This is a genomic window from Pseudazoarcus sp. NS36 (assembly GCF_059703705.1).
The window spans coordinates 123,572-149,219 of sequence record NZ_BAAKJA010000003.1 but is presented as its reverse complement, the minus strand read 5'-3'; the positions used below and the strand labels follow the sequence as shown (position 1 = coordinate 149,219).

Here is a 25,648-nt window from a genome sequence, read left to right as displayed (position 1 = left end):
CAACACCCGCAAACAGAAACGGATGAAGTATGAAGTTTTATTAACTGTTCTTACATACGCGAAGTGGCGTACGGCGGGTGCTCACACCCGAAGTGGCGCGGCAATCTGCATGGCAGAAATGACAACGGCCGTGCCTTTCAAGGCACAGCCGTTGTGGAAACCGTGAAGAATGCTGCGTCAGGCGGCGACAGCTTCGGCTTTCTCGGTTTCCGGCGAACTGCGGATCAGGTGGTCAAAGGCCGACAGCGCGGCTTTGCTGCCCTCGCCCATGGCGATGACGATCTGCTTGTACGGCACGGTGGTGCAGTCGCCGGCGGCGAAGATGCCGTGGGCAGAGGTTTCGCAGCGGTCGTTGATGACGATCTCACCGTAACGCGAAAGCTCGACCGAACCCTTCAGGAAGTCGGTGTTCGGCAGCAGACCGATCTGCACGAAGACGCCTTCCAGCTCGACCTTCTTGGTCTCGCCACTGACGCGATCGACGTACACCAGGCCATTCACACGGTTACCGTCGCCGGTGACTTCGGTGGTCTGGGCGCTGGTGATGACCGTGACGTTGCTCAAGCTGGTGAGCTTGGCCTGCAGCACGGCATCGGCGCGCAGCTTGCTGTCGAACTCGATCAGCGTGACCTTGCCGACGATGCCGGCGAGGTCGATAGCCGCCTCGACGCCCGAGTTGCCGCCGCCAACCACCGCCACGTGCTTGCCCTTGAACAGCGGGCCGTCGCAGTGCGGGCAATAGGCCACGCCGCGGTTACGGTATTCACGCTCGCCCGGCACGTTGAGTTCGCGCCAGCGCGCACCGGTGGCGAGGATCACGCTGCGGCTTTTCAGCACCGCACCGTTCTCCAGCACCACTTCCGCCAGACCGCCCGGCGTGGCGGCCGGCACAAGCTTGGCGGCACGCTGCAGATTCATGATGTCGACCTCGTAGGCCTTCACGTGCTCTTCGAGCGCGGCGACCATCTTCGGGCCTTCGGTTTCCTTCACCGAGATGAAGTTCTCGATAGCCATGGTGTCCATCACCTGACCGCCGAAGCGCTCGGACACGATGCCGGTCGCAATGCCCTTGCGTGCAGCGTAGATCGCCGCAGCCGCTCCGGCCGGGCCACCGCCGACGATCAGCACGTCGAAGGCGTCTTTCTGCGAAAGCTTGGCGGCATCGCGCTCGGAGGCGCCGACGTCGACCTTGGCGAGAATTTCTTCCAGCGTAATGCGACCGGAGCCGAACTCCTCGCCGTTGAGCAGCATGGTCGGCACGGCCAGGATGTTCTTGCTCTCGACTTCCTGACGGAACACCCCGCCGTCCACCATGCTGTGGCGGATCTTCGGGTTGAGGATGGCCATCAGGTTCAGCGCCTGCACCACGTCCGGGCAGTTGTGGCAGGACAGCGAGATATAGGTGGTGAACTCGAGCTCGGCATCCAGCGCCTTGATGGCTTCGATCTGCTCGGCGGTGATCTTGGGCGGATAGCCACCGGCCTGCAGCAGCGCCAGCACCAGCGAGGTGAATTCATGACCCATCGGCAGCCCGGCAAAACGCACACCCATGTCGGTGCCGGCACGGCTGACCGAGAAGGACGGCACGCGTTCGCCCTCGTAGCTGCCGGCACGGCGGCGGGCCGACACGCGGTCGGACAGCGCGGCGATATCGTCGATCAGCTCGAGCACTTCGCTCGACTTGGCGCTGTCGTCGACAAAAGCGACGAGTTCTACGTTTTCGTTGATGCGCTCAAGCAGGGTCTTGAGCTGGGCTTTCATGTTGGCGTCGAGCATGGCTGACTCCTTGAATACGGTCATTGAAACGGAGGTTCCGACTCATTCAGCAGCGCCGGTACACGGTGCTCCTGGATGAGCCGCCCGGAGGCGGCTCCCGGCGCCGAAGCGCCGGGCAATTCAGGCAGAAATCAGATCTTGCCGACCAGGTCCAGCGACGGAGCCAGGGTCTGCTCGCCTTCTTTCCACTTGGCCGGGCACACTTCGTTCGGGTGAGCGGCGACGTACTGGGCAGCCTTGAGCTTGCGCAGGGTCTCGGTCACGTCACGAGCGATGGCGTTGTCGTGGACTTCAGCGGTCTTGATGACGCCTTCCGGGTTGATGATGAAGGTGCCGCGCAGCGCCAGACCTTCTTCCTCGATATGCACGCCGAAGGCACGCGTCAGCTGGTGCGTCGGGTCGCCGACCAGCGGGAACTGAGCCTTGCCGACAGCCGGCGAGGTCTCGTGCCACACCTTGTGCGAGAAGTGGGTGTCGGTGGTGACGATGTACACCTCGGCACCGGCCTTCTTGAAGGCTTCGTAGTTGTCAGCGGCATCTTCGACTTCGGTCGGGCAGTTGAAGGTGAAGGCGGCCGGCATGAAAATCAGGACGGACCACTGGCCCTTCAGGTTTTCTTCGGTGACCGGGATGAACTTGCCGTTGTAGAAGGCATTGGCCGAGAACGGCTGGACCGTGGTGTTGATCAACGAGCTCATGGAAATCTCCTGTTGAGGTGGATGGGTTGCTGAAAATTTTTCGCGACCATATCAGCCGACGAAGTGAATTTTATTGCGTCGCACGATATTAGTGAAATGAATAGCTCGTATTCCGTAGATAGGAATTTATTATCAATAAATTCTATTACTGCACTCATAAGTAAATATGGATGCTGATTTCAGACGTAGTGGAAGTAATCCTAAACGCATGAAAAAAAGGCCCGGGAGACTCCCGGGCCGTTCCATCAAAACCTGATGTTGCGTTGCGTCAGCTCATCAGTGCTCTTACATGAGCCTCGGTGCTGCTGGCCAGCCCGTCCAGGCTGTACCCACCTTCGAGGATCGAGACGATGCGGCCCTCGCAACATTCCTCGGCGATCTCCTTGAGCTCCTCGGTGATCCAGCGGTAGTCCTCGTCCTTGAAGTTCAGACCGGCCAGCGGATCGAGCATGTGGGCATCGAAGCCGGCCGAGATGATGATCAGCTCGGGGTTGAAGTCACGGATCTTGGGCAGCAGCTCATTGGTAACCTGGCTACGGAACACCTCGGAGTTGCACCCCGGCGGCAGCGGAACGTTGACGATGTTGCCCGACACGCCGGTCTCGGCACGCGAACCGGTGCCGGGATACAACGGCGACTGGTGAGTGGAACCGTAGAACAGCGCCGGGTCGTTGTAGAAGGCATCCTGCGTACCGTTGCCGTGGTGGACGTCGAAGTCGATGACCGCCACGCGCTCGAGCATGTGACGTTCCTTGGCATACACCGCTGCAATGGCCGCCTGGTTGTAGATGCAGAAGCCCATCGCACGGTTGGGGGTAGCGTGGTGGCCGCAAGGACGCGTGGCGCAGAAAACGTTGTCCACGTCCTTGTTCATGACCTTGTCGACGCCGGCGCAAGCGGCCCCGACGCAACGCATGACCGCTTCGAGCGAGCCCGGCGACATGACCGTGTCACCGCCATCGAGCGGCATGGTGCCGTGACGCGGCGAGATCTCCTCGACATCCGACACATAGCCTTCGGTATGCACCATCAGCACCTGCTCACGTGTACCGAGCGGGGCTTCGGCCCACTGCAGGTCCGAGAACTCGGGCTTCTGCAGGGCAGCCAGCACAGCCCTCAGACGCTCGGGCGACTCCGGGTGACCGGGGCCGGGACGGTGTTCGAAACAGGCGGGGTGGGAATAGATCAGCGTAGTCATGGTTTCCTCGTGGCCGGTACCGCGCGACGGCGGCGAACGGCGTTCATTATACGGTGCCCCCGAAACGCGCGAAAACGCGTCGATCAGGCCTTGTCGCGCTCGATCAACTCTCTCACGCGGGTCGTGGCGTTTCCTGCAGCGCGCGCATGCACGCTGCGCAGCGCAGCTGCCGTCGGGGTTTCACCGGCAGCATGCAAACCCAGGTAATAGTCGGCCGCCTTACCAACGGCGTAGGTCGAGATCGCACTGGAGCGCGCGCTCCACGCCGCACCCGCGGTCTGTCCCACAAACGGGATGATCTTGAACACGCTGCGCCCGACCGTGTGACCGACGATGCCGCCGGCGATACCGGGCCCGAGACGAGCAATGAAATCACGTGCCAGGTCGGCATCCCACCCGATGCCATGCACTTGGGCAAGACGCCTGAGCATGCGCGCCTGCAAGGTGGTGACTGCGATCAGATCAACCACCGGCAGCACACCCAGTGCAGCCGCGGTTCGCGCATGGCCGGAAATCTCGCGCTCCGCTATCTCGCTGCGCGACAGCCGGTCCGTGTCGGATGGCACCGGCAGTGTTACGCCATCGGGCAGATCCTGCTCGCGGGCGTCGTCGGAACGCGGCTCTGTCAGGGCGCGCAGGAGGCGTTCCCGATAGGCATTGAAGCGCTCACGGACGGGGATTTCCATCAGATTCCGGAGTGGCGGAAACCGCCACCCACCTTCAGTTGCGTGCTGACTCGGACTCCGAAGCAGCCGCAGGGTTCGCGTCGGCGACTTCTTCAGTCGGTGCGTCAGGGTCGCCGGGACGAACGGCTTGCACAACCTCGACACCCGCCTCGCGAATACGACTGGCTACGTTCAGCGTCGCATCGACAATCTTGCGGGTGGCCTCTTCGGCAGCTTCCCTGGCATCGCGCACTTCACTGCCGGGTGCACCGGCATGTGACGGGAAGCTTCGTACTGCAGCGACTTCACCAGCGGGAGCAGCGGTCTCGGCCGCCTGCGAACTGACCGGACGATCCGGAGCGCATGCGACCAGCAACACCAACAACGAGGCGGCAATGAGTGCCGCTACGCTTCTCATCTTTACTTTCCTCGAAAGTAGTTTTGGACCCTTTCAAACCTATGCCTTTCGTACGAAAAAGCAAGTCAGATTGGCTCGTTCGCAACAATGCGTTGCATATGACCAACATTTTTGTAGCGCAGCATGAAAAAAAGCCCGCCAAGCGGGCTTCTTCCAATTGCTCCGCTGCACAGCCGCAGATTACTTGACGCGGTTCTTGTACTCGTCGGTGCGCGTGTCGATCTCGATCTTGTCGCCGATTTCGACGAAAGCCGGAACCATCAGTTCGAAGCCGGTGTTGATCTTGGCCGGCTTGAGCACCTTGCCCGAAGTGTCGCCCTTGACGGCCGGTTCGGTGTAAGTGACTTCACGCACCACCGAGTTCGGCAGTTCGACCGAGATGGCCTTGCCGTTGTAGAACACCACTTCGCACTGCAGACCATCCTCAAGATACTTGAGCGCGTCGGTCATGTTCTCGGCTTCGACCTCGAACTGGTTGTATTCCTCGTCCATGAAGACATACATCGGGTCGGCAAAGTAGGAATAGGTCACTTCCTTGCGGTCGAGCTGGACGACCTCGAACTTGTCGTCAGCCTTGTAGACCGATTCCGAAGCCGAGCCGTTGAGCAGGTTCTTGAGCTTCATCTTGACGACCGCCGAGTTGCGGCCGGACTTGTTGTATTCGGCCTTCTGCACGACGAGCGGGTCAGCCCCGACCATGATGACGTTGCCGGAGCGGAGTTCCTGGGCGGTTTTCATGCTTGCTAGATTTCCTGGACAGGTGCGGGACGGCGACGAATCGAGATCGGAGCGAGCCGCGATTTTCAAAAAACCGTTGATTATACGCTTGTTTACTAAAATTTCAGCAAGGCTGACGCAAGATCATCCTGTCCCGCAAGCCGTGTGCTCCAGTCCTCGCAATGCTGGCCGAAGGTCTGACGTTGCGCTGCAAATGCCGGCCAGGCCCTGACCGGATCACCCGTCCCGTTCCATGCCCGCCAGAAGTTCGCAACGGCGTCTGCGGTTTCCTCAGGCACGCCTGCCAGGAAACGCCCGAGAAAAGCTTCGAGTTTGGCCAGATGGGCATCTTCTGCTTGTCGGTAGATGTGCCATACGAAAGGCTGCCCGGCCCACTGCGCACGCACGAAGGAATCTTCCCCGCGCACGAAGTTGATATCACACGACCACAACAAGCGGTCATAACGGCCCTGATCGACAAAGGGAATCACACTGACCGACAGCGCACCATCACGCAGCTGCGTGCCTACGGACAGATCATCCTGCCTGAAATGCCGCGCAATATCCGGCGTCACTCGTCCCTGCGGAACCAGCAGTTCAACCGGCTGATCCGCCGCCGCCCATACCGACAGCAATTGCGGAAGGCACGGCTGCTCATACGAGAACAAGGAAATCACGCACGCATGCGGCGAGGGCGCACGCCCAAGCAAGGCGCCCAGCACATCCGCCCGCGCAACCGCATCGCGTCGGAACCGGTCACGCTGCACCAACAGCTCAGGTTCCCGCAACAGCCCCCCAGTCGCAGGCGTGAAGCCCGGGAAGAAGAAATGCCGCTGCAAACCGAGTTGCGGATGCGGAGAAGGCAGACGATGGCAGCCTTCGACCCAGACTTCAGCGCTCAGATACTCCAGATTGATCCACAACGGAGGGGACGGAGGGGATGCCATCGCGGCAAGCACCTCATCCGGCAACTCGCAGGCGAAGGCCTCGATCACGACATCGTCGCCTGCAACAGCGGTAAACGGCGCTGCCCACGGACGGACGCAGACCCCTTCCAGTTGCTGTGCATCATTGGAAAGGACCACGTCGGGATGAAGCTTCTGCAAGCTTCCGAGGTCATCGAGCCACAAGGTGACCTGCTGACGATGGTGCATTGCGAGAGACCGCGCAAGGCGCCAGCAAACACCGATATCCCCGAAGTTATCCACAACCCGGCAGAAGATGCTCCAGCGTCTGGCAGCAGCAGTTGGCACCTTGGTCATGCGACTTTACAGTTCGCTATCAAGATCTCTGAAAGCCTTACCGGTATTGGGTTTCAAAAATATGATCGAACTCTGAAATACATATCGAAAGTAATACTTTCGAAAAATCTGCACCAGAAACGTGAATCCGCTTCTGATCGGGTGTCAGGAAGTCAACAGATTTGTCCACAGCCTCTGGAATGCCACAAAACGGTGCGTTCCGGCACCAAAAAGGCACTTGATCGACACGCAGTCAAATCAGTCAGCATCGAAATCAGCCAGCGCAGCAAGATCGGTTTCCGACATCCAGCGCCAGTCGCCGGCTACCAGATCTGCCGGCAACACCAGCCCCCCGACCGAGCGGCGATGCAGCACTTCAACGCGGTTGCCGGCCGCTCCGACCATGCGGCGTACCTGGTGATATTTTCCTTCGGTCACCACCAGATCAATCGTTGACTCACCCGTTGCCTCACATCGGTGCGCACGGATTGGTGCAGGCTCATCATGCAGCTGCACCCCCTCGCGCATGGCAGCCAGCAGCTCGTCGTTGACCGGATGGCGCAGGCCGACTTCGTAGCACTTCGGGATACGCTTCTTGCCCGAGCTCCAGGTATGGATGAACTGGCCGTCGTCAGACATCAACAACAGGCCCGTCGTGTCGACATCGAGCCGGCCGACGGATTGCACGTCGCGCAAGGCAAACTGCGGCGGCAACAGTTCGAAGATCGAACGGTGATGCTGGGGTTGCCTTGAGCACTCATAGTCGAGGGGCTTGTGCAGCATCAGATAGACCTGCTCATGCCAGGCCCACACTTCACCGTCGACGATGAACTCGAGGCCCGCAGGATCAACCTCGATAAAGGGATCTTCAACAACCTCACCGCCGATCTCGACAAGACCGGCACGGATGATGGAACGGCACTCGCGACGACTGCCGAAACCCTGGGACTGCAGGATGCGTTCAAGTTTCATGGCGCGAAGTGTAGCCCGGAGCAGACGGTATAACTCCTGTATCCGCTGTGTGTGACATGTGGACAAGTCAGGTTTCTTCCCCACGCCTGAAATCCGGTCACATTCCCCGCACATCAGGACAACCGTTTGCTAACCGGAATCCATCGATTCCATCAACCTGATTTAAATCATGAAAACAGACTTATCCACAGAAACGGTCAAAGCATCATCATTACTATTGTTTTTAAAAGAAAGAAGTTAACAACAAGAGACTTACGGCCTTGTCAGGGCAAGCAACACGCTCGCTGCGGTGTTCGAGCAGCCTGTTAGACTTGGCTTGAACCGTCATGGAGTCGCAGGCTTGAAGTTCGAACACGTTGTGATCGTCAACGATCCTCAGAATCCGTTGATCGAGGATATGAGCAGGGAGCAGCTGTGGTTTGGCCTGCTCTGCAGAGTGGAAAACCCTGCGCCCTTTCTGCCGGGTCTTGAACGCTGTCAGATATTGGAACGTTGGCAGGACGGGATGTTGCGCGAACTCGACTTCGGTGCGCTGCGCATCCGTGACCGTGTCACGCTCGAGCCAATGATTTCTGTCAGTTTCGAGGCTGAAAGGTGTGCCCAGCACGCCGGAGGTTGTCTGACCATTCGCATCGAGGAACCGGCCAGTGGTCAGCTGGTATTGCGCTTCGTGTACCGCACGACACAGCCGGATACCGAAGATGGCAGCACGATGTACGCTGATCTGGTGAAATCGGCCTATGAGCAATCGGACATCGACACCGTGCGGGTGATTCGCGAGATCGTCGCGAGCGGCCGCATGCAGTAACATCCACGCCCCGTCACAAGACGGGTGTTCTCAATTCGCGGAAATCCCTCTCATGTGGTTCAGGAATCTTCAGCTCTATCGTCTGCCGGCACCGTGGAACATCGACGCCGACATCCTCCAGGAACAACTTTCTCGCCGTCGTTTTCAGCCTTGTGGCAGTCAGGATCAGGAAAGCCGTGGTTGGGTTGCCCCTTGCGGGGACGACGTACTGGTGCACCGTGTGGGTACGCACTGGCTGATTGCACTGGGTTTCGAGCAACGCCTGCTGCCGGCTGCAGTAGTCAAGCAGGAAGCCGAGGAGCGGGCTGAACACATTGCGGCCGAGCAGGGGTACAAGCCGGGTCGCAAGCAGATGAAGGAGCTGCGTGAGCAGATCCTGCAGGAATTTCTGCCAAGGGCCTTCACGCGGCGCAGGAAGGTCTATGCCTGGATCGACCCGGTCGGGGGGTGGCTTGGCATCGACGCGCCCAGCCAGACCCGTGCGGAAGACGTGCTGGGGGCCTTGCGCGATTCACTCGACGCCTTGCCGCTGGCTCTTTTGCGGACCGAACGTTCGCCGGGGTCGGCAATGGCCGATTGGCTGGCGAGCGGGGAAGCGCCGAGCGGGTTTTCCATCGACCTGGATTGCGAGCTGCGTTCGATCACCGAGAGCAAGGCGGCCGTGCGCTACGTCAATCATGTGCTCGACGCCGAAGAAATCCGCGGCCACCTGGCAGCCGGCAAGATGCCGACCCGGCTGGCGCTGACCTTCGATGACCGTATCAGCTTCGTGCTGAGTGAAAAGCTCGAGATCAAACGTCTCGATTTTCTCGATGTGGTCAAGGAAAAGGTCGAGGATTCCGGCGCCGAGGACGCGCAGGCCATGTTCGACGCATCCTTTGCGTTGATGACCGGTGAGTTGGCGCGACTGTTGCCGGAGTTGATGACTGCACTGGGTGGTGAGCTGGAGGCCGAGAAGCCTTCCGCCGAGGCTTCATCCTCGACGCCGCCGTGGGAAGTTGCTGCGTAGTTCGTCTGTCAGGTGCTGAATGCCTGAATTCCGGTGATGGCCCGTCCGAGGATCAGCGCGTGGATGTCGTGGGTACCTTCGTAGGTATTCACGACTTCCAGGTTGAGCATGTGGCGGATCACCGGGTACTCATCCGAGATGCCGTTACCGCCGAGCATGTCACGGGCGGTGCGCGCGATGTCGAGTGCCTTGCCGCATGAATTGCGCTTCATGATCGACGTCAGTTCGACCGCGGCCGTGCCTTCCTCCCGCATGCGCCCGAGTCGCAGACAGCCCTGCAGCCCCAAGCTGATCTCGGTCAGCATGTCCGCAAGCTTCTTCTGCACAAGCTGGTTGGCGGCCAGCGGGCGCCCGAACTGCTGGCGATCGATGACGTAGTTGCGGGCTGTCCGGTAGCAGGTTTCAGCGGCACCGAGCGCACCCCAGGCAATTCCGTAACGCGCCGAGTTCAGGCACGTAAACGGGCCTTTTAAACCACGAACGTCTGCGAAAGTGTTTTCATCCGGGCAGAACACATTGTTCAGCACGATCTCGCCGGTAATCGAGCTGCGCAGTCCCATCTTGCCGTGAATGGTGGGTGCGGACAGTCCCTTCCAGCCTTTTTCCAGCACGAAGCCGCGGATGTCACCCGCCTCATCGCGGGCCCATACGACGAACACATCTGCAATCGGACTGTTGGTGATCCAGGTCTTGGCGCCGTTGAGTTGCCAGCCGCCGTCCACTTTGCGGGCACGGGTGGCCATGCTGGCCGGGTCTGAACCGTGATCCGGCTCGGTCAGGCCGAAGCAGCCGATCAGCTCGCCACTGGCCAGTTTTGGCAGATAGCGGCGCTTCAGTTCGTCGGAGCCGAAGGTGTCGATCGGCCGCATCACCAGTGAAGACTGCACGCTCATCATCGAGCGATAGCCCGAATCGATGCGTTCGACTTCGCGTGCGATCAGGCCATAGGCGACATAGCCGAGTCCGGAACCGCCGTACTCCTCGCGTATGGTTGCGCCAAGCAGGCCCAGCTCCCCCATCTCGGTGAAGATCTCGCGGTCGGTGCGTTCGTGGCGGAAAGCGTCCTGAATGCGCGGCAGCAACCGGTCCTGGCAATAGGCTTCGGCAGCGTCACGCACCATGCGCTCGGTCTCGGTGAGCTGGTCATCCAGGCGCAGCGGATCGTCGCGGTCAAAACTCGGACGGGTGGCGGGCATGGCGGCGTTCCTCGGCACGTGGGAACCCGAGCATCGCGCTGTGCACAAGCAGCGTCAAGCCGCGGAAATCACGCAGGGCTGGCGACTGCCTCGGCAAGATAGAACCATTCCCGCCCGGCCGCAGCATCCGGGTTCGGGAACAGGATGAAACCGTCCTGAGGCGCACGTACGGCGGTGCCGTCGGCGCGGGTACCGATCAACTCACCGGCGCGCAATGCATCGAAGCTGTCCCAGTCGCGTGTGAAAAGGTCTGCCTCGCTGTTGCGGTCGATCACCTCGAACATACGCAGATGATCGAAGCTGCCGACCGGCACCGGTGGCGTGCTGTCGGTGAGTCCGAGAAAGGCCAGCGTACTGAGAATGCAGTTGCGTGCCACGGCAACAGCTTGTGGGTCGTCGTGCTGACCGCATTCGACGGTGACCCCGTAGCCGCCGACGCTGCGCATGTATTCGGTGGTGCCGATACCGTAGCGCGGGTCTGCACCGGCATCGCTGGTCTTGCGACGTGCGACGCCGCGGGCATAGGTGTCGAGCCAGCCATCAACGCAGCGCTGAATACCCAGGTGTCGCGCCATGGCGCGTTCTTCGCTGGAGCGTGAAAAAGCTTCGAGCGGCCCGTCGTTGTCCTCCGGGCCGAGCATGACGAACGGTTCTCCCGGCGTATGGAAGGAATGCAGGTCAAGCAGCACGTCATGCCGGGCCAGCAGCGGGCACAGGCCGTTGGCAACGTGGTCCTCGAACTGACGGGGATGGTCGGTGGGCTGCAGCCAGCGGTTGAGATTGCGTTGGCCCTCGCGGGTGCCTTTTTTCCAGGCCAGCGGATTGGCAACCGGGACGAAGGTGACGCTGCCACGCCGGATCACCAGATCGCCGGCATTGAGTTCGACAAGCATCTGCTTGATTGCGATGCTGCCGCAGACTTCGTTGCCGTGAACAGCGCCCAGCACGATGAGTTCAGGCCCGGCCAATTCGCCACGGAAGCGGTGTGCGACGAGCTCAAGATCGTCGATCTGGATATGTTCGGTAGCGGTCTGCATCGTTTTCAGGCGTTTGTTACGGGATGTGCTTTCAGTGCACAGCTCGGGTCGGGTGAAGACCATACTGTAGCGGGCAGGTGAAACCGCATCGCCGGTTTGGGGCTCCTGGAGCCGTTTACGGCGGGATATGGCCGGTTTCATGGCCCATCGGGATGAGTCCGTATGGCCTCGATCCGGACGAACCTCGCGCTGACAGGGTGGTCAGCTTGCAGGGACATAGTATGCAACAGGGCGATTGGGCATCGTCCCATGATGTCGGTATCCTGAAAACGAAGTTTTGGTCCGGGAGACATTTCCGGAGAACGCTTCACAACCAATCTGGAGGTAGCCAAGATGCCAACCAAGAAGCCGGTTGAACAAGCACATGGAACGGTCGATCAAGTCGCGGACAAGCTTCACGACGTCGTCGACAGGGCAGCTGAAAATCTCGGTACGGCCGAAGAACGCGTACGCGGAGAGGCCCGGCAAGCTGCCGAGAAGATGCGTGAGGGCAAGGAGTTTGCCCGTACCCAGGGAGAAGAACTGGTCGGCAAGGTGACTGATTACGTGCGGGAGAATCCGCTTACGTCACTGGGCATTGCCTTTGTGGCCGGGAGCATCTTCTCGGCACTGAGCCGTCGGCGCTGAAGGCATTCATGGATCGCACAGGGAACGATTCCGGCGACCCGGAAGACTTGCCGCGGACAGCGCCTCCTGAGGCGGCGCCGTCCGAGCGTGAGTTGCTTGCCCGACTCGGCGAACTGCGGGACGAGTTTGCGGAGTGGGTGAAGCAGGGTGCCAGGCTCTTCGGCGCAGAGAGCAAGCTCTTTGCGTCGTCCCTGTTGTTGATCGTGATGCTGGGGGTGACGGCGGCCTTCGTGATCGCCGGAGCACTGCTTTTTCTGGTTGGCGCGATGGTGTTGGTGCTGATCGAACACGCCGGCCTGGACCCGGTGATTGCGGTACTGCTCGCGACGATCAGCCTGTTTGCCATGGCGGTGATCTGTTTGCTGTGCATGCGTGGTCTGACGCGGCATCTGCGTTTCACCGAAAGCCGTCGCATGCTGGCACGCATGACGGGTGGTGAAGGTCCGGATGCCTAGCGAGGAGACATCGTGATTCCCGGTTATTTCAGGCAAGTGCGCGAGGTGCGCATGCTGAGCGAGGATGTGGCACTTCGACAGCAGTGCTTGCGGCACGATGTCGCTGCGTTCGGTCAGGCCTTGCACGGCCGTTTCGGCAGCTTTCGCATGCTGCTGGGAGGGTTCTCGGCCGGCTTTCTGTTCGATCGTCTGCGGCCGCATTGGCGCGGCGTTCGGTCCGGCGGAAATCTGGGCCTTTCGTTGTTGAGAGTGGTCCCGCTGGTGGAGCTGGTGGCCAGAATGGTCAGTCAGGGCGACGTCGGCGTGGACTGAGCAAGTCGGGCAGTCGTCAGCTTGCCCGACGGAAGGTGAGGTTGATGCGGGAGCGGCCGGTCAGCGGATGATGGCCATCCTTGAGCACCAGCACACCGTGAAAGCGCAGGCGTGCCGTCCCGCCCCACACGACGATGTCTCCGTGCTCCAGCGGCACGCGGCGTGGCCGTTCGGCACGTGACAGCCCGCCGAACTGGAATACCGCGGGCAAGCCGAGTGATACCGACACGATGGGCCAGCTGAAGTCGCGTTCGTTGCGATCCTGGTGCAATGACATGCGCGCGCCTGGTTCATAGCGGTTGATGAGACAGGCATCCGGGTCGAAGCCCTCAAAGCCGGCTTCTTCTGCTGCATTGCGCGCGAGATTGCGCAAGATCGCGGGCATTTCAGGCCACTCAAGACCGCTTTGCGGATCCTTTTCCGAGTAGCGATAACCCGTTTCATCCGTGACCCAGCCAAGTGCGCCGCAATTGGTCATGGCAACCGACATGCGGTGGCCGCCAGGGGTGTGCATATGACGGAAGGGTGCCTGGAAGGCTACGTTCTCGATGGCTTCGAGCAGTGAGCGGGCGCATGTTCCCGCGCGACCGGGCAGCAGCACGGCGCCATCTGCCAGCGGGAGCGCCTGTGTCTCGAATTCCTCAAACAGTCCGGCCATGTCGATCCGGTTGCAGGTAGACGTAGAGGCCTTGAAGGGTCTCGGCCTGGTCGGCACGCAGGCCGGCGGTGATGATCTCACGCACTATCAGGCCGTGTTGCGCCGCGAGTGTGCGCACATAATCTTCGGAATGGGCGTAGCGCAGCGTAGGCAGGAGATGAAAGCCCTGTGGTGCCTGGCTGCGTTCCAGCGTGAAAGCGAAGAGGCCGTCCGCTGCGAGTACCCGACGGACCTGACGGAAGACTTCGTCGAGCGCACCGACGTAAATGAACACGTCGGCGGCGATGACCAGATCGGCTTTTTCCTGCCGACTGGCCAGGAAAGACGTCAGATCGTCATGCACGAGTTCGCGGTAGGCCTCACGCTTCCGGGCCTGTTCCAGCATTGCAGCGGACAGGTCGACTCCGTCGACCGTATCGGCATGTGCCGCCACCAGTGCGCCGCATAATCCGGTGCCGCAGCCCAGATCTAGTACGTGGCAGTAATGCCGATCCTTTTCGAGCAGGGGTTGCAGCAGGCGCTCGTGTCCGCGGTAGCCGAGTTTGTCGACCAGATGCTCGTCAAAGTCCGCCGAGTACTCGTCGAAGAGCGATTCGACAAAGAAGCGCGGCGGAGCGTCTACGGTTGCCCCGCTGCTTGCGGCCAGGTACCAGGCGTGCAGCTCGGGGTCGGCGCCACCGTCGATGGCGCGGCGGAAGCTCTCGGCCGCCTCGGTCAGGCGGCCCATGTCGCGCAGCACGTTGCCCCTCACGCTCCAGGCCTCGGCCAGATATTCCTCTTTTGCGACGGCGTGATCGAGCGCCCGCAAGGCGTCAGTAAAGCGCCCCGAATGACCGAATGCGCGGCCCAGAGCCAGCCACGCCTTGGCGCCGGCATCGAAATCCACCAGCCCCTGTTCGAGCGCTTCGGCGGCGGCTTCCCAGTGGCCGAGCAGTTCATGCGCAAGGCCCAGACATACACGTGCTTCCGCATGCGAAGGGTCGGCAGTCACGGCTTGCTGCAGCACCTCGACGGCGCGCTCATTGTGGCCGAGCTGGAACAGCGTGATGCCCAGATTGCCGAGCACCGAGGGCCGCCCGGGCGCCAGAACCAGCGCGGCCTCGAAACTGGCTGCCGCGGCTTCCAGGCGCCTGGCCTCGAAGTGTTCAAGGCCCTCACTGAAATGTTCGCGCGCCTGTTCGAGCGAACTGCTCATGCCTGTGATCTCCCTGGTGCGTGAAGCCGTGAGCATGCGACAGTGCTCGAAGTCGATCAAGTATCGGGCGGAGGTGCCGGGCCCTATTCTCGCAGTCAAGGCAGGCGAGCAGCGGCTCGCATAGAATGTGTCCTTTGTCAGCCGAGCGGAAGCGAAGATGAGTACGGCCAGTCACCCGGACAAGAAGGGCGAAGCGCTCAAAATGCAGCGCCTGAAGATGCTAGAGGACATCGCCGACGAGATGTCGAGCACCGAAATTGTGTTCCCGACATCCTTTGACATCGTGATCAAGCTGCGCGATGCCCTGCGTGACCCGGAGGTGTCGGTCAAACGCATCGTTGCCCTGATTCGCACCGAACCGCTGATCTGTGCCCGGCTCATCCATCAGGCTGGCTCTGCTGCGCAGGGCGCGGCTCAGCCGGTCACCGACGTGACGGCGGCCATCAAGCGCCTCGGCATCAATGCCGTGCGCAACGCTGCGTTGGCAATTGCGGTAAGCCAGCTGGTAAGGGCCAAAGATCTGGTCGACTTCAAGGACTACTCGCGCGCGCTTTGGCTGCATTCCTTGCAGACAGCGGCAGCGGCGGAAGTCATTGCGCGTGAGCTGTCACCGCGGATCAGCCCAGAAGAGGCGATGTTCGCCGGCCTGGTGCATGACCTCGGTGCTTTCTACATGCTCTATCGCGCGATGCAGTATCCGGAGTTGCGCGAGCGTCCCGAGACGGTGCGTCATCTCATCGTGCAGTGGCACGAGAGCATCGGTGAATCGCTGTTGCATGCGCTGCAACTGCCGGGTCATATTGTCGATTCCGTGCGTGACCACGACCAGCCGCGCGAGCCCATGCTGGAGACTCCGCGCAATCTGGAGGAAGTGGTGTACGCGGCCAACGTGATGGCCGGCGGCAGCATGGAGTGGGTCGATGACGGCAAGCAACGGCAGCTTGGCGAGCCCTATCTGGCACTGGCGCCGCGTGTCGAAGAACGTTTTGCCGAGCTGAAACGCGACTACGCGAACTGATCAGCCGCGCAGCCCGAACCATGCCGTGACGGCGACCGGCACGCCGAGGCCGAACCAGGCCGCGGCGTCGCCGATCCCGTCTGATACCAGCCCGGCAGCCAAACCGACCGCCGACAGCGCCGCAATGATGCACGGCCATAACCACAGGCTCTTCATGTGCGCACCCCGCCGGCGTATGACAGCGACGCAGCAGTAGCCGAGCGCTTCTTCCACCACAGGTACAGTCCGCTGCCGAGCACGATGATGGTCAGCAGATCGAGCAGCCCCCACAGGATCTTGAGCGGCATTCCGCCGTAGTCGCCGAAATGCAGCGGTTCCGACAGCATGAAGGCGGTGACGTACCAGGGCCGGCCGGACGCTTCAAGCACCTCGCCGTTGGCTGGATCGACCAGCAGGGCGCGGGTCATGCGCGAAGTCAGCGGCGTATCGCCGCGCAGCATCACGGCAAAATGGTCGGGCGTCGCACGCAGCGTGCCGGGAAAGGCAATCATGTCGGCCTTCATGCCCGGCGCGGCGGCCAGCACGCGGTCCACTGCGGTCTGCAGCGTGCCATCGGCCGGTGTAGCGATACGCGAATCGGACGCCAGCAGGGTCTGCGCACCGCCTGATTGCAGTACCGCAACCTGGTCACGTTGCCAGGCCTGCAGGATCAGGTCCGCCCAGGTGTTGACTACCCCCGTGAAGCCCACCACCAGTGCCCACACTAGGGTCACGATGCCGATCAGGTTGTGCAGGTCGAGCCAGCGTGTCTGGCTGCGCTGGCGACGCACGGTGCCGAAGTTCAGCTTGCGCATGAAGGGGGCGTAGAGCACCACGCCCGACACCAGAGCGACCAGTAGCAGCATGCCCATGGCGCCGAGGAAGAGCTTGCCTGGCAGACCGGCGTAGAGGTCCACATGCAGGCGATACATCACGCTCATGAAACCCTCGCCGAAGTTGGGTTCACCGAGGATCTCGCTGGTGCGTGCGTCGACGTAGGCAAACTGCGCCAGCCGTTCGTCGGTGTCCACGCGGGTGTCCATCTTGGCCAGCCACAGGTCGGGTTCGTCGTCGCCAGCGAACAGGTACAGCGGCACGAGGCCTGGATGATGACCCTCGGCCGCGGTGACGATGCGATCGAGCGACACATGTGGCGTGCCGGCCGGCAGCTGCGGCATCTCCACCTCTTCGCCGGTGAGGTGCTCAATCTCGTGCGAGAAGATCAGCGGCAGGCCGGTGATGCACAGCATCAGCATGAACAGTGTGCACACCAGGCTCGACCACTTATGCACCCAGCTCCAGCGGCGCAGGGCAACAGGACTCATCAGAAGTCGAAGCTCGCGGTGACGGTGAAGGTGCGCGGTGCGCCGAGCACCAGATAGTTGGCGTCCGGGTAACCACCGGCCGATGCCCAGTAGTCGCGGTTGGTGACGTTGTCGATGCGTGCGCGCAGGGTCATGACCTGACCGCCGATGTCGGTGATGTAGCGCGCACCGAGATCGAAGCGCGTCCACGACGGGATGCTGTTGTCGTTGTCGGCGTCGATGTACTGGCTGGAGGTGTGGATGGCACGGCCGGTCAGCGTCAGTCCCGGTACGCCCGGCACATCCCACTCGAGGCCGACATTGAGCTGACGTTCGGGCACGCCGATGGCGTCGTTGCCATCCTGCGCACCACCTTCGGTCTTGCGCAGTTTGGCGTCGAGCAGCGTGATGCCGCCGAGCACGCGCAGACGGTCCGTAGCCTGGCCGAAGACCGTGAGTTCGAGGCCGCGGTTGCGCTGTTCGCCGCGTTCGGCGAAGACATCCCCTTCCACGGTGGAGAACGGCTTGTCGGTGGTGAACCATGCCAGGCTGCCGCCGATGCGGCCACCGTCGTACTTGGCACCAAGCTCTTTCTGCACCGAGACGTAAGGGGCCAGGACTTCGCCCACGTTATCGGCCGTGTTTGGGGCGATATCGCCTTTCACCAGGGCTTCGGCATAGTTAGCGTAGAGGGAGACCTGCGGGTTGAGCTTGTACACCACCGCGGCGACTGGCGTTACCTCGGTCTCGTCGTATTCACCGTTGTCGTTCTTGAGTCCGGTGGAGTAGTTGTAGTTGCGTGTGTGGAGCGTCTGGTGGCGGGCACCGACCGTCACGAGCAGACGGTCTTCCATGAATCCCATGGTGTCTGCGACGGCAAAGCTGCTTGTGTTGGTGCGTTCCGTGACGTGTGGGGAGGACATTGATCCGGCCGCAAAGGAGCTTGTTGGCGGCAGGGCGACATCCACAGGGTCGTAGATGTCGATGGCAAACGTCGGCGAGCCGGCATAGGCGTTGCGTGAAGTCATACGGAAGATGTTGGCCGAGGCCACCAGTTCGTGGCTGACCGCGCCGGTCTTCAGTTTGCCGCGAACGCCGACCTCAGCCGTGGAGACGTCGTCTTCCCTTACGTTGTCGAAACGGTAAGCGGTGCCGGAGCCGTCGGCCGCGACGTTTCGCGGGTTTGCGAGGCTGTTCTTCTCGTCACCGCGGCGCATGCCGGCTGCGGCCCAGGCCGTGACGTCCTCGCTCAGATCGAGTTCGCCGCGGAGGGTTGCGAAGACCTGGCGTTCCTTCGAGTAGGTCCAGGGCTGTGCGAAGTTGTCGTCAGCATCCGGCGCCTTGGGGGCACGCCCGGTCGGTGTCACGCTCGGGCGCGGTTCGTCGATGTCGTGGTCCTGATAGCCGATGTCGGCCGACAGGCGATAGTTGGCGCCGCGGTGGTCGAGGCCGATGGCGACCACGTCGAGGCGGCGGCTCTCGCCGTCGATAGCGGTGTCGCCGTCGCGGCGCGCGACGTTGATGCGGATGCCGTTCGCCTCATCCGGGCCGAAGCGTCGGCCGACGTCAGCTGCGACATAGGCCTGGCCACCGCTTTCGATGCCGGTGGTGATGCGGGTCAGCGGCTCGTTGGGCGCGCGTTTGGGCAGCAGGTTGACCGAACCTCCGATGCCGCTGCCGCCGGGTGCGGCGCCGTTCACGAAGGAGTTGGCGCCACGCAGCACCTCCACGCGTTCGAGCAGTTCGGCGGCCACGTACTGACGCGGCAGCAGGCCGTAGAGGCCGTTGTAGGACATGTCGTCGGAGTACACCGGGAAGCCGCGGATGACGTACAGCTCCTGGAAGTTGCCAAAGCCGCGCGCGGTGCGCACCGAGGCGTCGTTCTGCATCACGTCGGATACGTTGCGGGCCTGCTGGTCCTGGATCAGCTCGCTGGTGTAGGCATTGGCGTTGAACGGCGTTTCCATGGTGTCGCGGTTGCCGAGCAGGCCAACCCGCCCGCCGCGCGCCACCTGACCCCCGGCGTAAGCGGGTGTCAGTCCTTCGGCGGAAGCGTCGGCACTGGCGTTGACCTCAACGGCGTCGAGTACGGTCGGAGCTTCACCGCTGGCCTCTTCCGGCGACTGCGCAAACGCCGGGTAGCTGAAAGCGAGCGCGAGGGCGAGCGCACTCGGGCGAAGGAACGGGAGTGGGCGACGACGTGACAAGACGACCTCCGGAAACATGTCTGATGAATAAACAAGCGAATAAGAATGATTCGCGATAACTGTGCGAGTATAGCAAGCTGCGCAGGGAGGGTCTGCTCCGTGTCCGGAGCTGTTGGCTTATTGCATCAGATCGTTGAATAAATGAGAACCGTTCGCGTTATCATGCGGCTCTGTCCATTCGACCCGAGCTCATACGCGTGCTGCCCCGCTCACCTCGTATCCTGATCGTGGAAGACGATCTGACCCTGCTTGAACAGTTGCGCAGCCTGTTGCGTCGGCATGGCCTGTGCACCGAGACCGCGAGTTGCGGCGAGACGGGTTTGCAACGGGCGCTGGATGAAGACTTTGCGCTGGTGTTGCTCGACGTGCGCCTGCCCGACACCAGCGGTTTCGACGTGCTGCGCCGCCTGCGTCTGCGCCGTCAGACACCGGTCATCATGTTGACGGCCTGCGGGGCAGAAGAGGAACGCATTCGCGGCCTGCGTCACGGCGCGGACGACTATCTGTCCAAGCCCTTCAATCTGACCGAATTGCAGTTGCGTATTGATGCGGTATTGCGCCGTACGCAGACCAGTGCCGCGCCGGCCGCGCAGCCGGCCATGCTGCAGCTCGAAGACCTCAAGCTCGAACGCGCCGCCCAGCGTGTCAGCGTGAGCGGCCGTGCGGTCCAGCTCACGCCCTTGCAGTTCCGGCTCTTGTGGCATCTGGTGGCGCATCGCGGTGAGGCGCTGACCAAGCCGTATCTGTATCGCGCCGTGCTCGAACGCGATTTCAGCCGGTACGACCGCAGTCTCGACATGCACGTCAGCCGCATCCGCCGCCGGCTTACCGAGGCCGGCATGCGCATCGACCGGCTCGTCACCGTGCATGGGCGCGGCTACGTCTTCGAATGAAACGGCCGCTGTTCTGGCGCCTGTGGGCGACGGTAGCACTGGGTACGGTGGCGCTGTTCTGGGGCATCACGCATGTCGCCACCCACACTGAGGAGGTGATGAGCCACCTTGCGCCGGAGCACCAGCGCACCTTGCTGCAATACGGCGCACAGGCCGAGGCCCTGCTTGCTGCCGGTGACGAGGCGGCACTGGCGCGCTGGCTGGAAGCGTTGCAGGCGCGGGAGCAGACCTGGGCGGCGGTGGTGCGCGCCGAGGCCCATCCGCTGGGTGGCAGCGTGCTGACGGACCGCTTCGACCGCGGCTTCATGCTGGGCCGCGACGTGTCCTGGAAGATCCACCTCTACTTCGCCGAGAACCCGATCATGGAGGTCGCGTTCTCGGATGGCCGCACGCGTTTCCTGATCCAGCTCCCCGCCCGCATGCGACCCGGCGCCGGATGGACCGCGTTGCGGCTGATGCTGCATCTGGTGTTGCCGTCCTTGCTGCTGCTGGCACTGTGCATCTGGCTGTACCGTCACCTGATGCGTCCGCTCGACCGCCTGGAACAGGCGGCGCATGCCTTCAGCGCGGGTCAGTACGACGTGCGCGCTTCCGACGGTGCGGGGCGTGACGAACTCTCCCGTGTGGCGCATGCCTTTGATGACATGGCCACCCGTACCGGGCAGTTGATCGCTTCGCAGCGTCAGCGTCTGGCTGACCTTTCGCACGAGTTGCGCACGCCGCTGACGCGTATCGAGATGGCGGCCGAGCTGGCGGCGCAGCGTCAGGGCGAGGATGTGCTGCTCGGGCGTATCCGCGATGATTGTTCGGCCATGCGGCGCCTGGTCGAGGATGCGCTGACGCTGAGCTGGCTGGAGAACGAGACACCTGAATTGCGCGACGAGCCGGTGGACCTGACTTCGCTGCTCGACAGCCTGATCGAGGACGCGCGTTTCGAATATCCCGACCGACGTGTGGTGGCCGATCTGCCCGATGAAGCCACCGTGCAGGGGTCCAGCCATCGTTCGCTGGCCCAGGCGCTGGAGAACGTGATCCGCAACGCGTTGGCCCACACGCCGGTCGGGGGCTGCGTCAGCCTGCGGCTGGCCGAGGTCGGCGACGGATTTGCCATTACCGTCGAGGACGAGGGGCCGGGTGTGCCGGCCTCGCTGCTGGAGCGCATCTTCGAGCCCTTCTTTCGCGTGCCGGAGCAGTCGGGCGCCGAGCGCTCGGGCTTCGGTCTGGGCTTGGCGCTTGCACGCCGTCAGGTGTGGGCGGCGGGTGGCACCATCGTCGCCACGAACCGACCGGAAGGCGGGCTGCGCATGACGATCCGGCTTGGCTCCGGGTTCCCGGCCGTGGCGTAACAGATGTAAAAGTGCTCGTTCCGAGTTGCTGAGGTAATGAGAATCTTTCTCAAATTGTTACCGCAGCAGTGAGGACCTCATGCACGCAATGCCTTTCCCCCGTCCGCTTGTCATCACCATGGCCCTGGCCGGATTTATGCCGTTTTCGTTTGCGCTGGCGGCGGATGCTTCCGATGAACCCGCGCAGCTTGCTCCCGTGGAGGTGACGGCCGAGCGTGGCCGCAACGTCGTTGGCGTCGTCCAGTCCGAGGAGATGGAGCGCTATCAGGCCACCGATCTGGAAGATGTGTTTTCCGGGCAGCCGGAAGTGTCGGTTGGCGGTGGCCACGGCATTGCGCAGAAGGTCTATGTGCGCGGCGTCGAGGACACACTGTTCAACGTCAGTATCGACGGTGCCCTGCAGGCCGGACAGGTGTTTCACCACACCGGCCGCATCAGCATCGAGCCGGAACTGATCAAGCGCGTGACGGTGCAATCCGGTGCCGGTGACGCGTTGGGCGGGCCGGGTGCGCTGGGCGGTGTGGTGCGCTTCGTGACCAAGGACCCGCTCGACATGCTGCGCCCGGACGAGCGCATCGGCGCGCTGCTCAAGGCCACGTACTTCAGTAATGGCGAAGGCTTCAAGCTCAGCTCGAACGTGTTCGGCCGGCTGGGCGATCGCTGGTCGGCCATGGTTTCGGCCACCCATCAGGACCGCAATGACTACAAGGACGGTGACGGTGACACGGTGCCGACCACGCGTGCGCGCCAGGATCTGGGCTTTCTGAAACTGGTCGGCCAGCTCACTGATGACCAGACGCTGCGCGTGAGCTACGAGCGACGTGACGACCGCGGCGTGCGCACGCATCGCCCGCAATGGGTGCCGAGCAGCTTCAACCGTGCCTATCCGCTCGAAAGCGAGCGTGAAACCTGGACGGCGAACTACACCTGGCGCCCGGTAGATAACGATCTGGTGGACCTCGAAGCCACGCTGTATCACACCGATATCTCGCTGGAACAGGACGTCTTCGACCGCTGGGGCCTCTACAACGGCGCAGTGAAGTCGGTGGGTTTCGACCTGCGCAACACCAGCCGCATCGGCGCACACACGCTCACCTATGGCGTCGACCACCGACGCGATCGCGTCACCGCCGGGCCGGGCAGCGATCCGTCCGAGATGAAGGAAAAGGGTACGGTCACCGGCCTGTACGTGCAGGACAGCATTGATCTGAGTTCGCGTCTGAACCTCGGCCTGGGTGTGCGTTACGACCGCTACCGGCTCGACGATGCTTCCGATCAGGACTTCTCCGACAGCGGCTTCAGCCCCAACGTCAATCTGAGCTTTGCGGCCACGCCGGAACTGACCTTGTACGCCGGTCATACCCGCGCCTTGCGCGGCGTCGAGATCCGCGATGCGTTCAAGCTCGATTCGGCCACCAATGACCCGGATCTCGATTCCGAGAAGGCCCGCAGCACCGAGATCGGTCTGGACTTCCAGCGCGGTCGTCTGACTCTGGGTGCGAAGGTCTACCGCACCGTGATTGAGGACGCGATTTCCGACCCCATCGGCAGCCCGTCGCTGTATGTGAATGTCGGTGATGTGCGCTCGCGCGGCATCGTTCTCAACGCGGCCTACCGCTGGACGCAACTGGCCATCGGCGCCAGCCTGCACCACAACGATTCGCGCCTGAGCGGCGAGCGCCTCAACGTGTACGAACACAACGGCCTGGGCACGAGCATCGGCGACAGCCTCACACTGCATGCCGACTACACGGCCATGGCAGGCCTGCAGTTCGGCTGGCAGGGGCGCTTCGTGCGCGGTCTGGATGGTCTGCGCACCAGCGTCGGCAAGGTCGACAAGCCGGGGTACGCGGTGCACGACGTGTATGCCCGCTGGAGTCCGGCCAATCTGCGCGATCTGAGCCTGTCGCTGACGATCAAGAACCTGCTCGACAAGGACTACCTGGACCACGCCACCAACGAGGACTTCCAGGGCATTCCGGGCTATGCCGGAGTCGTTGGCTCGAAGGAAGCCGGGCGTGAGCTCAGGGTGAGTGTGGCGTATCGCTTCTGAGCGGTATCGGGCGCGGCGTCCGGGCGGCAATGCGCCGCGCCCAGCGTGCCTCGCAGTGTTCGCACAGGATCGCCCGTGCATGCTGTCGCGGACGTTCCAGACGGCGGTAGCAGTGTGCGCAAACGCTCTGCATGAGCGCTCCCTGGTCTCTTGTCGTGCCGCCAATCTCGCACTCCCGGATTACAGGGGAATGAAGCCGGATTGGCTGTGGTGGCCGTTTTCAGCCCGACAAGAGCCCAATGAGCGGGCACATTGATGTTTGTACGGGTGTTGTTGCGCCGGCTTCGGGGGTAGAGTGGAGCCTGTCATTGCCGGCTCACGCCGGGATTCGATCGGGAGAGACCGTCGCCAACATGGCGCGGCGCCGAAGGAGCAACCGCCCCGGAAACTCTCAGGCAAAAGGACCGACCGAATCGGCATCCATCTCTGAAGAGCTGGCGGGTTCGTCACCCGTCACACCGAAGGAGCAAGCGCCGCCTGCAAGGCTGGCGTGAATCTCTCAGGTACCGGACAGAGGGGGCGTGTTCTGCGCATGTTGCGCAGGCACCCCACCCCTCGACGTCTGGAGACCATTCCAATGAAGACCATTGCTGTCATCGGTGGAGGCATCACCGGTGTGACGAGCGCCTATGCGCTCGCCCGCCGGGGCTATTCCGTCACGCTGTTCGAGAAGCACCGTTATCCCGCCATGGAGACCTCGTTTGCCAACGGCGGCCAGCTCTCCGCGTCCAATGCGGAAACCTGGACGCACTGGAGCACGGTGTTGAAGGGCCTCAAGTGGATGTTGCGCAGCGATGCGCCGTTGCTGGTGAACCCCAGGCCCTCCTGGCACAAGCTGTCGTGGTTTGCGCAGTTCCTCGCCAGCATTCCGCATTACCGCGAGAACACCATCGAGACCGCCCGGCTGGCCGTGGCGGCGCGCGAGCATCTGTTCGCCTGGGCCGAGGCCGAAGGCATTGATTTCGACTGCGAGAAGCGCGGCATCCTGCATATCTACCGCGATCGCGCCGGTTTCGAACACGCTGCCGAGGTGACCAAAATGCTCGCCGCCGGCGGGCTGGAACGCCATGCCGTCACGCCCGAGGAGATGCGCGCCATCGAGCCCACGCTGGCCGGCAACTATTACGGCGGTTTCTACACGGAGAGCGATTCCACCGGCGACATCCACAAGTTCACGGTGGGCCTGTCGGCCGCGCTTGACCGCCTGGGCGCGCGCAGCATCTTCGGGCGTGACGTGGTGGCGCTGCAAAGCGATGGCGAGCGTGCGACGGTGACGACCTTGATCGACGGCCGGGAAGACACGTGGAGCTTCGATGCGCTGGTGGTGTGCGCCGGGGTGGCCAGTCGCGCGTTTGCGCGACAGCTTGGCGACCGCGTCAACGTTTATCCGGTGAAGGGCTACTCGATCACCGTTAACCTGGCGGATGAGCGCAGCCAGCGCAGCGCGCCGTGGGTCAGCCTGCTCGATGACGAGACCAAGCTGGTCACCAGCCGGCTCGGCCCCGACCGCTTCCGCGTGGCGGGCACGGCCGAGTTCAACGGCTTCAACAAGGACATCCGTGCAGACCGTATCCGGCCGCTGGTCGACTGGGTGAACCGGTGCTTCCCCGGTGTGAGTACACGCCAGGTCGTGCCCTGGGCCGGATTGCGGCCGATGATGCCGGACATGATGCCGAGGGTGGGGCGTGGTCGCCGCGCCAACGTGTTCTACAACACCGGCCACGGCCATCTGGGCTGGACGCTGTCGGCCGCTACGGCCGATCTGATCGCCGGTGTTGTGGCCGGTGCATCCGGGGCGTCGCCGACGGTGCAGGTGCCGGCGCAGCTGCGTCCAGGCAACGCCTGAAGTTGAAGGGGTCGGTGCGG

Annotated in this window: 25 protein-coding genes and 1 riboswitch; of the genes, 10 read left to right on the top strand and 15 right to left on the bottom strand. The window is 62.6% G+C overall.

The window, feature by feature from the left end; genetic code table 11:
- Positions 1–177: 177 nt before the first annotated feature.
- The 8 genes from ahpF to AC6H0R_RS05895 all read right to left on the bottom strand — a co-directional run bounded on the left by ahpF (position 178) and on the right by AC6H0R_RS05895 (position 7,685).
- Positions 178–1,776: an alkyl hydroperoxide reductase subunit F gene (gene ahpF / locus AC6H0R_RS05930; protein WP_497580654.1), complete on the bottom strand. Its 1,599-nt coding sequence runs from the start codon at positions 1,774–1,776 to the stop codon at positions 178–180.
- A gap of 131 nt (positions 1,777–1,907) precedes the next feature.
- A complete protein-coding gene (ahpC, locus tag AC6H0R_RS05925) occupies positions 1,908–2,474 on the bottom strand; it encodes an alkyl hydroperoxide reductase subunit C (RefSeq protein WP_497580421.1) in 567 nt (188 codons plus the stop codon).
- A 268-nt stretch (positions 2,475–2,742) separates the two neighbouring features.
- A complete protein-coding gene (locus tag AC6H0R_RS05920) occupies positions 2,743–3,672 on the bottom strand; it encodes a histone deacetylase family protein (protein ID WP_497580420.1) in 930 nt (309 codons plus the stop codon).
- Positions 3,673–3,755: 83 nt separating this feature from the next.
- On the bottom strand, positions 3,756–4,358 hold the full coding sequence (locus tag AC6H0R_RS05915) for a YcjF family protein (RefSeq protein WP_497580419.1): 603 nt from the start codon (positions 4,356–4,358) through the stop codon (positions 3,756–3,758).
- A 34-nt stretch (positions 4,359–4,392) separates the two neighbouring features.
- Positions 4,393–4,755, bottom strand: coding sequence for a hypothetical protein (locus tag AC6H0R_RS05910; RefSeq protein ID WP_497580418.1), 363 nt, complete (start codon positions 4,753–4,755; stop codon positions 4,393–4,395).
- A gap of 180 nt (positions 4,756–4,935) precedes the next feature.
- Entirely contained in the window at positions 4,936–5,493 is a 558-nt protein-coding gene (gene efp / locus AC6H0R_RS05905) for an elongation factor P (protein WP_497580417.1), read from the bottom strand.
- A gap of 95 nt (positions 5,494–5,588) precedes the next feature.
- The gene (gene earP / locus AC6H0R_RS05900) at positions 5,589–6,734 is read right to left on the bottom strand and encodes an elongation factor P maturation arginine rhamnosyltransferase EarP (RefSeq protein ID WP_497580416.1); all 1,146 of its coding nucleotides are present in this window, start codon (positions 6,732–6,734) and stop codon (positions 5,589–5,591) included.
- A 237-nt stretch (positions 6,735–6,971) separates the two neighbouring features.
- Positions 6,972–7,685 (bottom strand): pseudouridine synthase, encoded by a 714-nt coding sequence (locus tag AC6H0R_RS05895; protein ID WP_497580415.1) that lies wholly within the window; start codon positions 7,683–7,685, stop codon positions 6,972–6,974.
- Between the two features lie 340 nt (positions 7,686–8,025).
- Between AC6H0R_RS05895 and AC6H0R_RS05890 the strand changes: the two genes are divergently transcribed.
- Both AC6H0R_RS05890 and AC6H0R_RS05885 read left to right on the top strand, forming a co-directional pair.
- Positions 8,026–8,493 carry an SRPBCC family protein gene (locus tag AC6H0R_RS05890; RefSeq protein ID WP_497580414.1) on the top strand — a complete coding sequence of 156 codons (468 nt, stop codon included), beginning with the start codon at positions 8,026–8,028 and terminating at the stop codon, positions 8,491–8,493.
- Between the two features lie 52 nt (positions 8,494–8,545).
- Positions 8,546–9,502, top strand: a complete 957-nt coding sequence (locus tag AC6H0R_RS05885) for a recombination-associated protein RdgC (protein ID WP_497580413.1) — start codon at positions 8,546–8,548, stop codon at positions 9,500–9,502.
- Positions 9,503–9,510: 8 nt separating this feature from the next.
- Here AC6H0R_RS05885 and AC6H0R_RS05880 read toward each other — a convergent pair whose 3' ends face one another.
- Together AC6H0R_RS05880 and AC6H0R_RS05875 are read right to left on the bottom strand one after the other, a co-directional pair.
- On the bottom strand, positions 9,511–10,698 hold the full coding sequence (locus tag AC6H0R_RS05880; RefSeq protein ID WP_497580412.1) for an acyl-CoA dehydrogenase: 1,188 nt from the start codon (positions 10,696–10,698) through the stop codon (positions 9,511–9,513).
- 68 nt (positions 10,699–10,766) lie between these two features.
- Positions 10,767–11,735, bottom strand: a complete 969-nt coding sequence (locus tag AC6H0R_RS05875) for a M14 family metallopeptidase (RefSeq protein WP_497580411.1) — start codon at positions 11,733–11,735, stop codon at positions 10,767–10,769.
- Positions 11,736–12,068: 333 nt separating this feature from the next.
- On the opposite strand from AC6H0R_RS05875, the gene AC6H0R_RS05870 reads away from it, so the two are divergent.
- The 3 genes from AC6H0R_RS05870 to AC6H0R_RS05860 are packed head-to-tail and all read left to right on the top strand — an operon-like array spanning position 12,069 to position 13,129.
- Positions 12,069–12,362, top strand: a complete 294-nt coding sequence (locus AC6H0R_RS05870) for an ElaB/YgaM/YqjD family protein (protein ID WP_497580410.1) — start codon at positions 12,069–12,071, stop codon at positions 12,360–12,362.
- A gap of 8 nt (positions 12,363–12,370) precedes the next feature.
- Complete coding sequence (locus AC6H0R_RS05865; protein WP_497580409.1) at positions 12,371–12,817, top strand: hypothetical protein; 447 nt, start codon at positions 12,371–12,373, stop codon at positions 12,815–12,817.
- Between the two features lie 12 nt (positions 12,818–12,829).
- Positions 12,830–13,129, top strand: coding sequence for a hypothetical protein (locus AC6H0R_RS05860; RefSeq protein WP_497580408.1), 300 nt, complete (start codon positions 12,830–12,832; stop codon positions 13,127–13,129).
- A gap of 16 nt (positions 13,130–13,145) precedes the next feature.
- Here AC6H0R_RS05860 and alkB read toward each other — a convergent pair whose 3' ends face one another.
- Together alkB and AC6H0R_RS05850 are read right to left on the bottom strand one after the other, a co-directional pair.
- On the bottom strand, positions 13,146–13,787 hold the full coding sequence (alkB, locus tag AC6H0R_RS05855; RefSeq protein WP_497580407.1) for a DNA oxidative demethylase AlkB: 642 nt from the start codon (positions 13,785–13,787) through the stop codon (positions 13,146–13,148).
- A complete protein-coding gene (locus AC6H0R_RS05850) occupies positions 13,771–14,982 on the bottom strand; it encodes a tetratricopeptide repeat protein (RefSeq protein WP_497580406.1) in 1,212 nt (403 codons plus the stop codon). The genes alkB and AC6H0R_RS05850 overlap by 17 nt, the downstream gene beginning before the upstream one ends.
- Before the next feature lie 157 nt (positions 14,983–15,139).
- On the opposite strand from AC6H0R_RS05850, the gene AC6H0R_RS05845 reads away from it, so the two are divergent.
- Complete coding sequence (locus tag AC6H0R_RS05845; RefSeq protein ID WP_497580405.1) at positions 15,140–16,000, top strand: HDOD domain-containing protein; 861 nt, start codon at positions 15,140–15,142, stop codon at positions 15,998–16,000.
- On the opposite strand, the gene AC6H0R_RS05840 is transcribed toward AC6H0R_RS05845, so the two are convergent.
- Genes AC6H0R_RS05840 through AC6H0R_RS05830 form a run of 3 tightly spaced genes read right to left on the bottom strand, consistent with a single transcriptional unit; the run spans position 16,001 to position 19,490 of the window.
- Positions 16,001–16,156, bottom strand: a complete 156-nt coding sequence (locus AC6H0R_RS05840) for a hypothetical protein (protein ID WP_497580404.1) — start codon at positions 16,154–16,156, stop codon at positions 16,001–16,003.
- Positions 16,153–17,304, bottom strand: coding sequence for a PepSY-associated TM helix domain-containing protein (locus AC6H0R_RS05835; RefSeq protein WP_497580403.1), 1,152 nt, complete (start codon positions 17,302–17,304; stop codon positions 16,153–16,155). The genes AC6H0R_RS05840 and AC6H0R_RS05835 overlap by 4 nt, the downstream gene beginning before the upstream one ends.
- Positions 17,304–19,490, bottom strand: a complete 2,187-nt coding sequence (locus AC6H0R_RS05830; RefSeq protein WP_497580402.1) for a TonB-dependent receptor — start codon at positions 19,488–19,490, stop codon at positions 17,304–17,306. Before AC6H0R_RS05830 ends, AC6H0R_RS05835 begins: the two co-directional genes overlap by 1 nt.
- A 197-nt stretch (positions 19,491–19,687) precedes the next feature.
- On the opposite strand from AC6H0R_RS05830, the gene AC6H0R_RS05825 reads away from it, so the two are divergent.
- The 4 genes from AC6H0R_RS05825 to AC6H0R_RS05810 all read left to right on the top strand — a co-directional run bounded on the left by AC6H0R_RS05825 (position 19,688) and on the right by AC6H0R_RS05810 (position 25,628).
- A complete protein-coding gene (locus AC6H0R_RS05825) occupies positions 19,688–20,383 on the top strand; it encodes a response regulator transcription factor (RefSeq protein WP_497580401.1) in 696 nt (231 codons plus the stop codon).
- Positions 20,380–21,729, top strand: coding sequence for a sensor histidine kinase (locus AC6H0R_RS05820; protein ID WP_497580400.1), 1,350 nt, complete (start codon positions 20,380–20,382; stop codon positions 21,727–21,729). Before AC6H0R_RS05825 ends, AC6H0R_RS05820 begins: the two co-directional genes overlap by 4 nt.
- 88 nt (positions 21,730–21,817) lie before the next feature.
- The gene (locus AC6H0R_RS05815) at positions 21,818–23,782 is read left to right on the top strand and encodes a TonB-dependent receptor domain-containing protein (RefSeq protein WP_497580399.1); all 1,965 of its coding nucleotides are present in this window, start codon (positions 21,818–21,820) and stop codon (positions 23,780–23,782) included.
- A 323-nt stretch (positions 23,783–24,105) separates the two neighbouring features.
- Positions 24,106–24,199: riboswitch (glycine riboswitch) on the top strand.
- Positions 24,200–24,359: 160 nt separating this feature from the next.
- Positions 24,360–25,628, top strand: a complete 1,269-nt coding sequence (locus AC6H0R_RS05810; RefSeq protein WP_497580398.1) for a D-amino acid dehydrogenase — start codon at positions 24,360–24,362, stop codon at positions 25,626–25,628.
- The last annotated feature ends 20 nt before the right edge of the window (positions 25,629–25,648 follow it).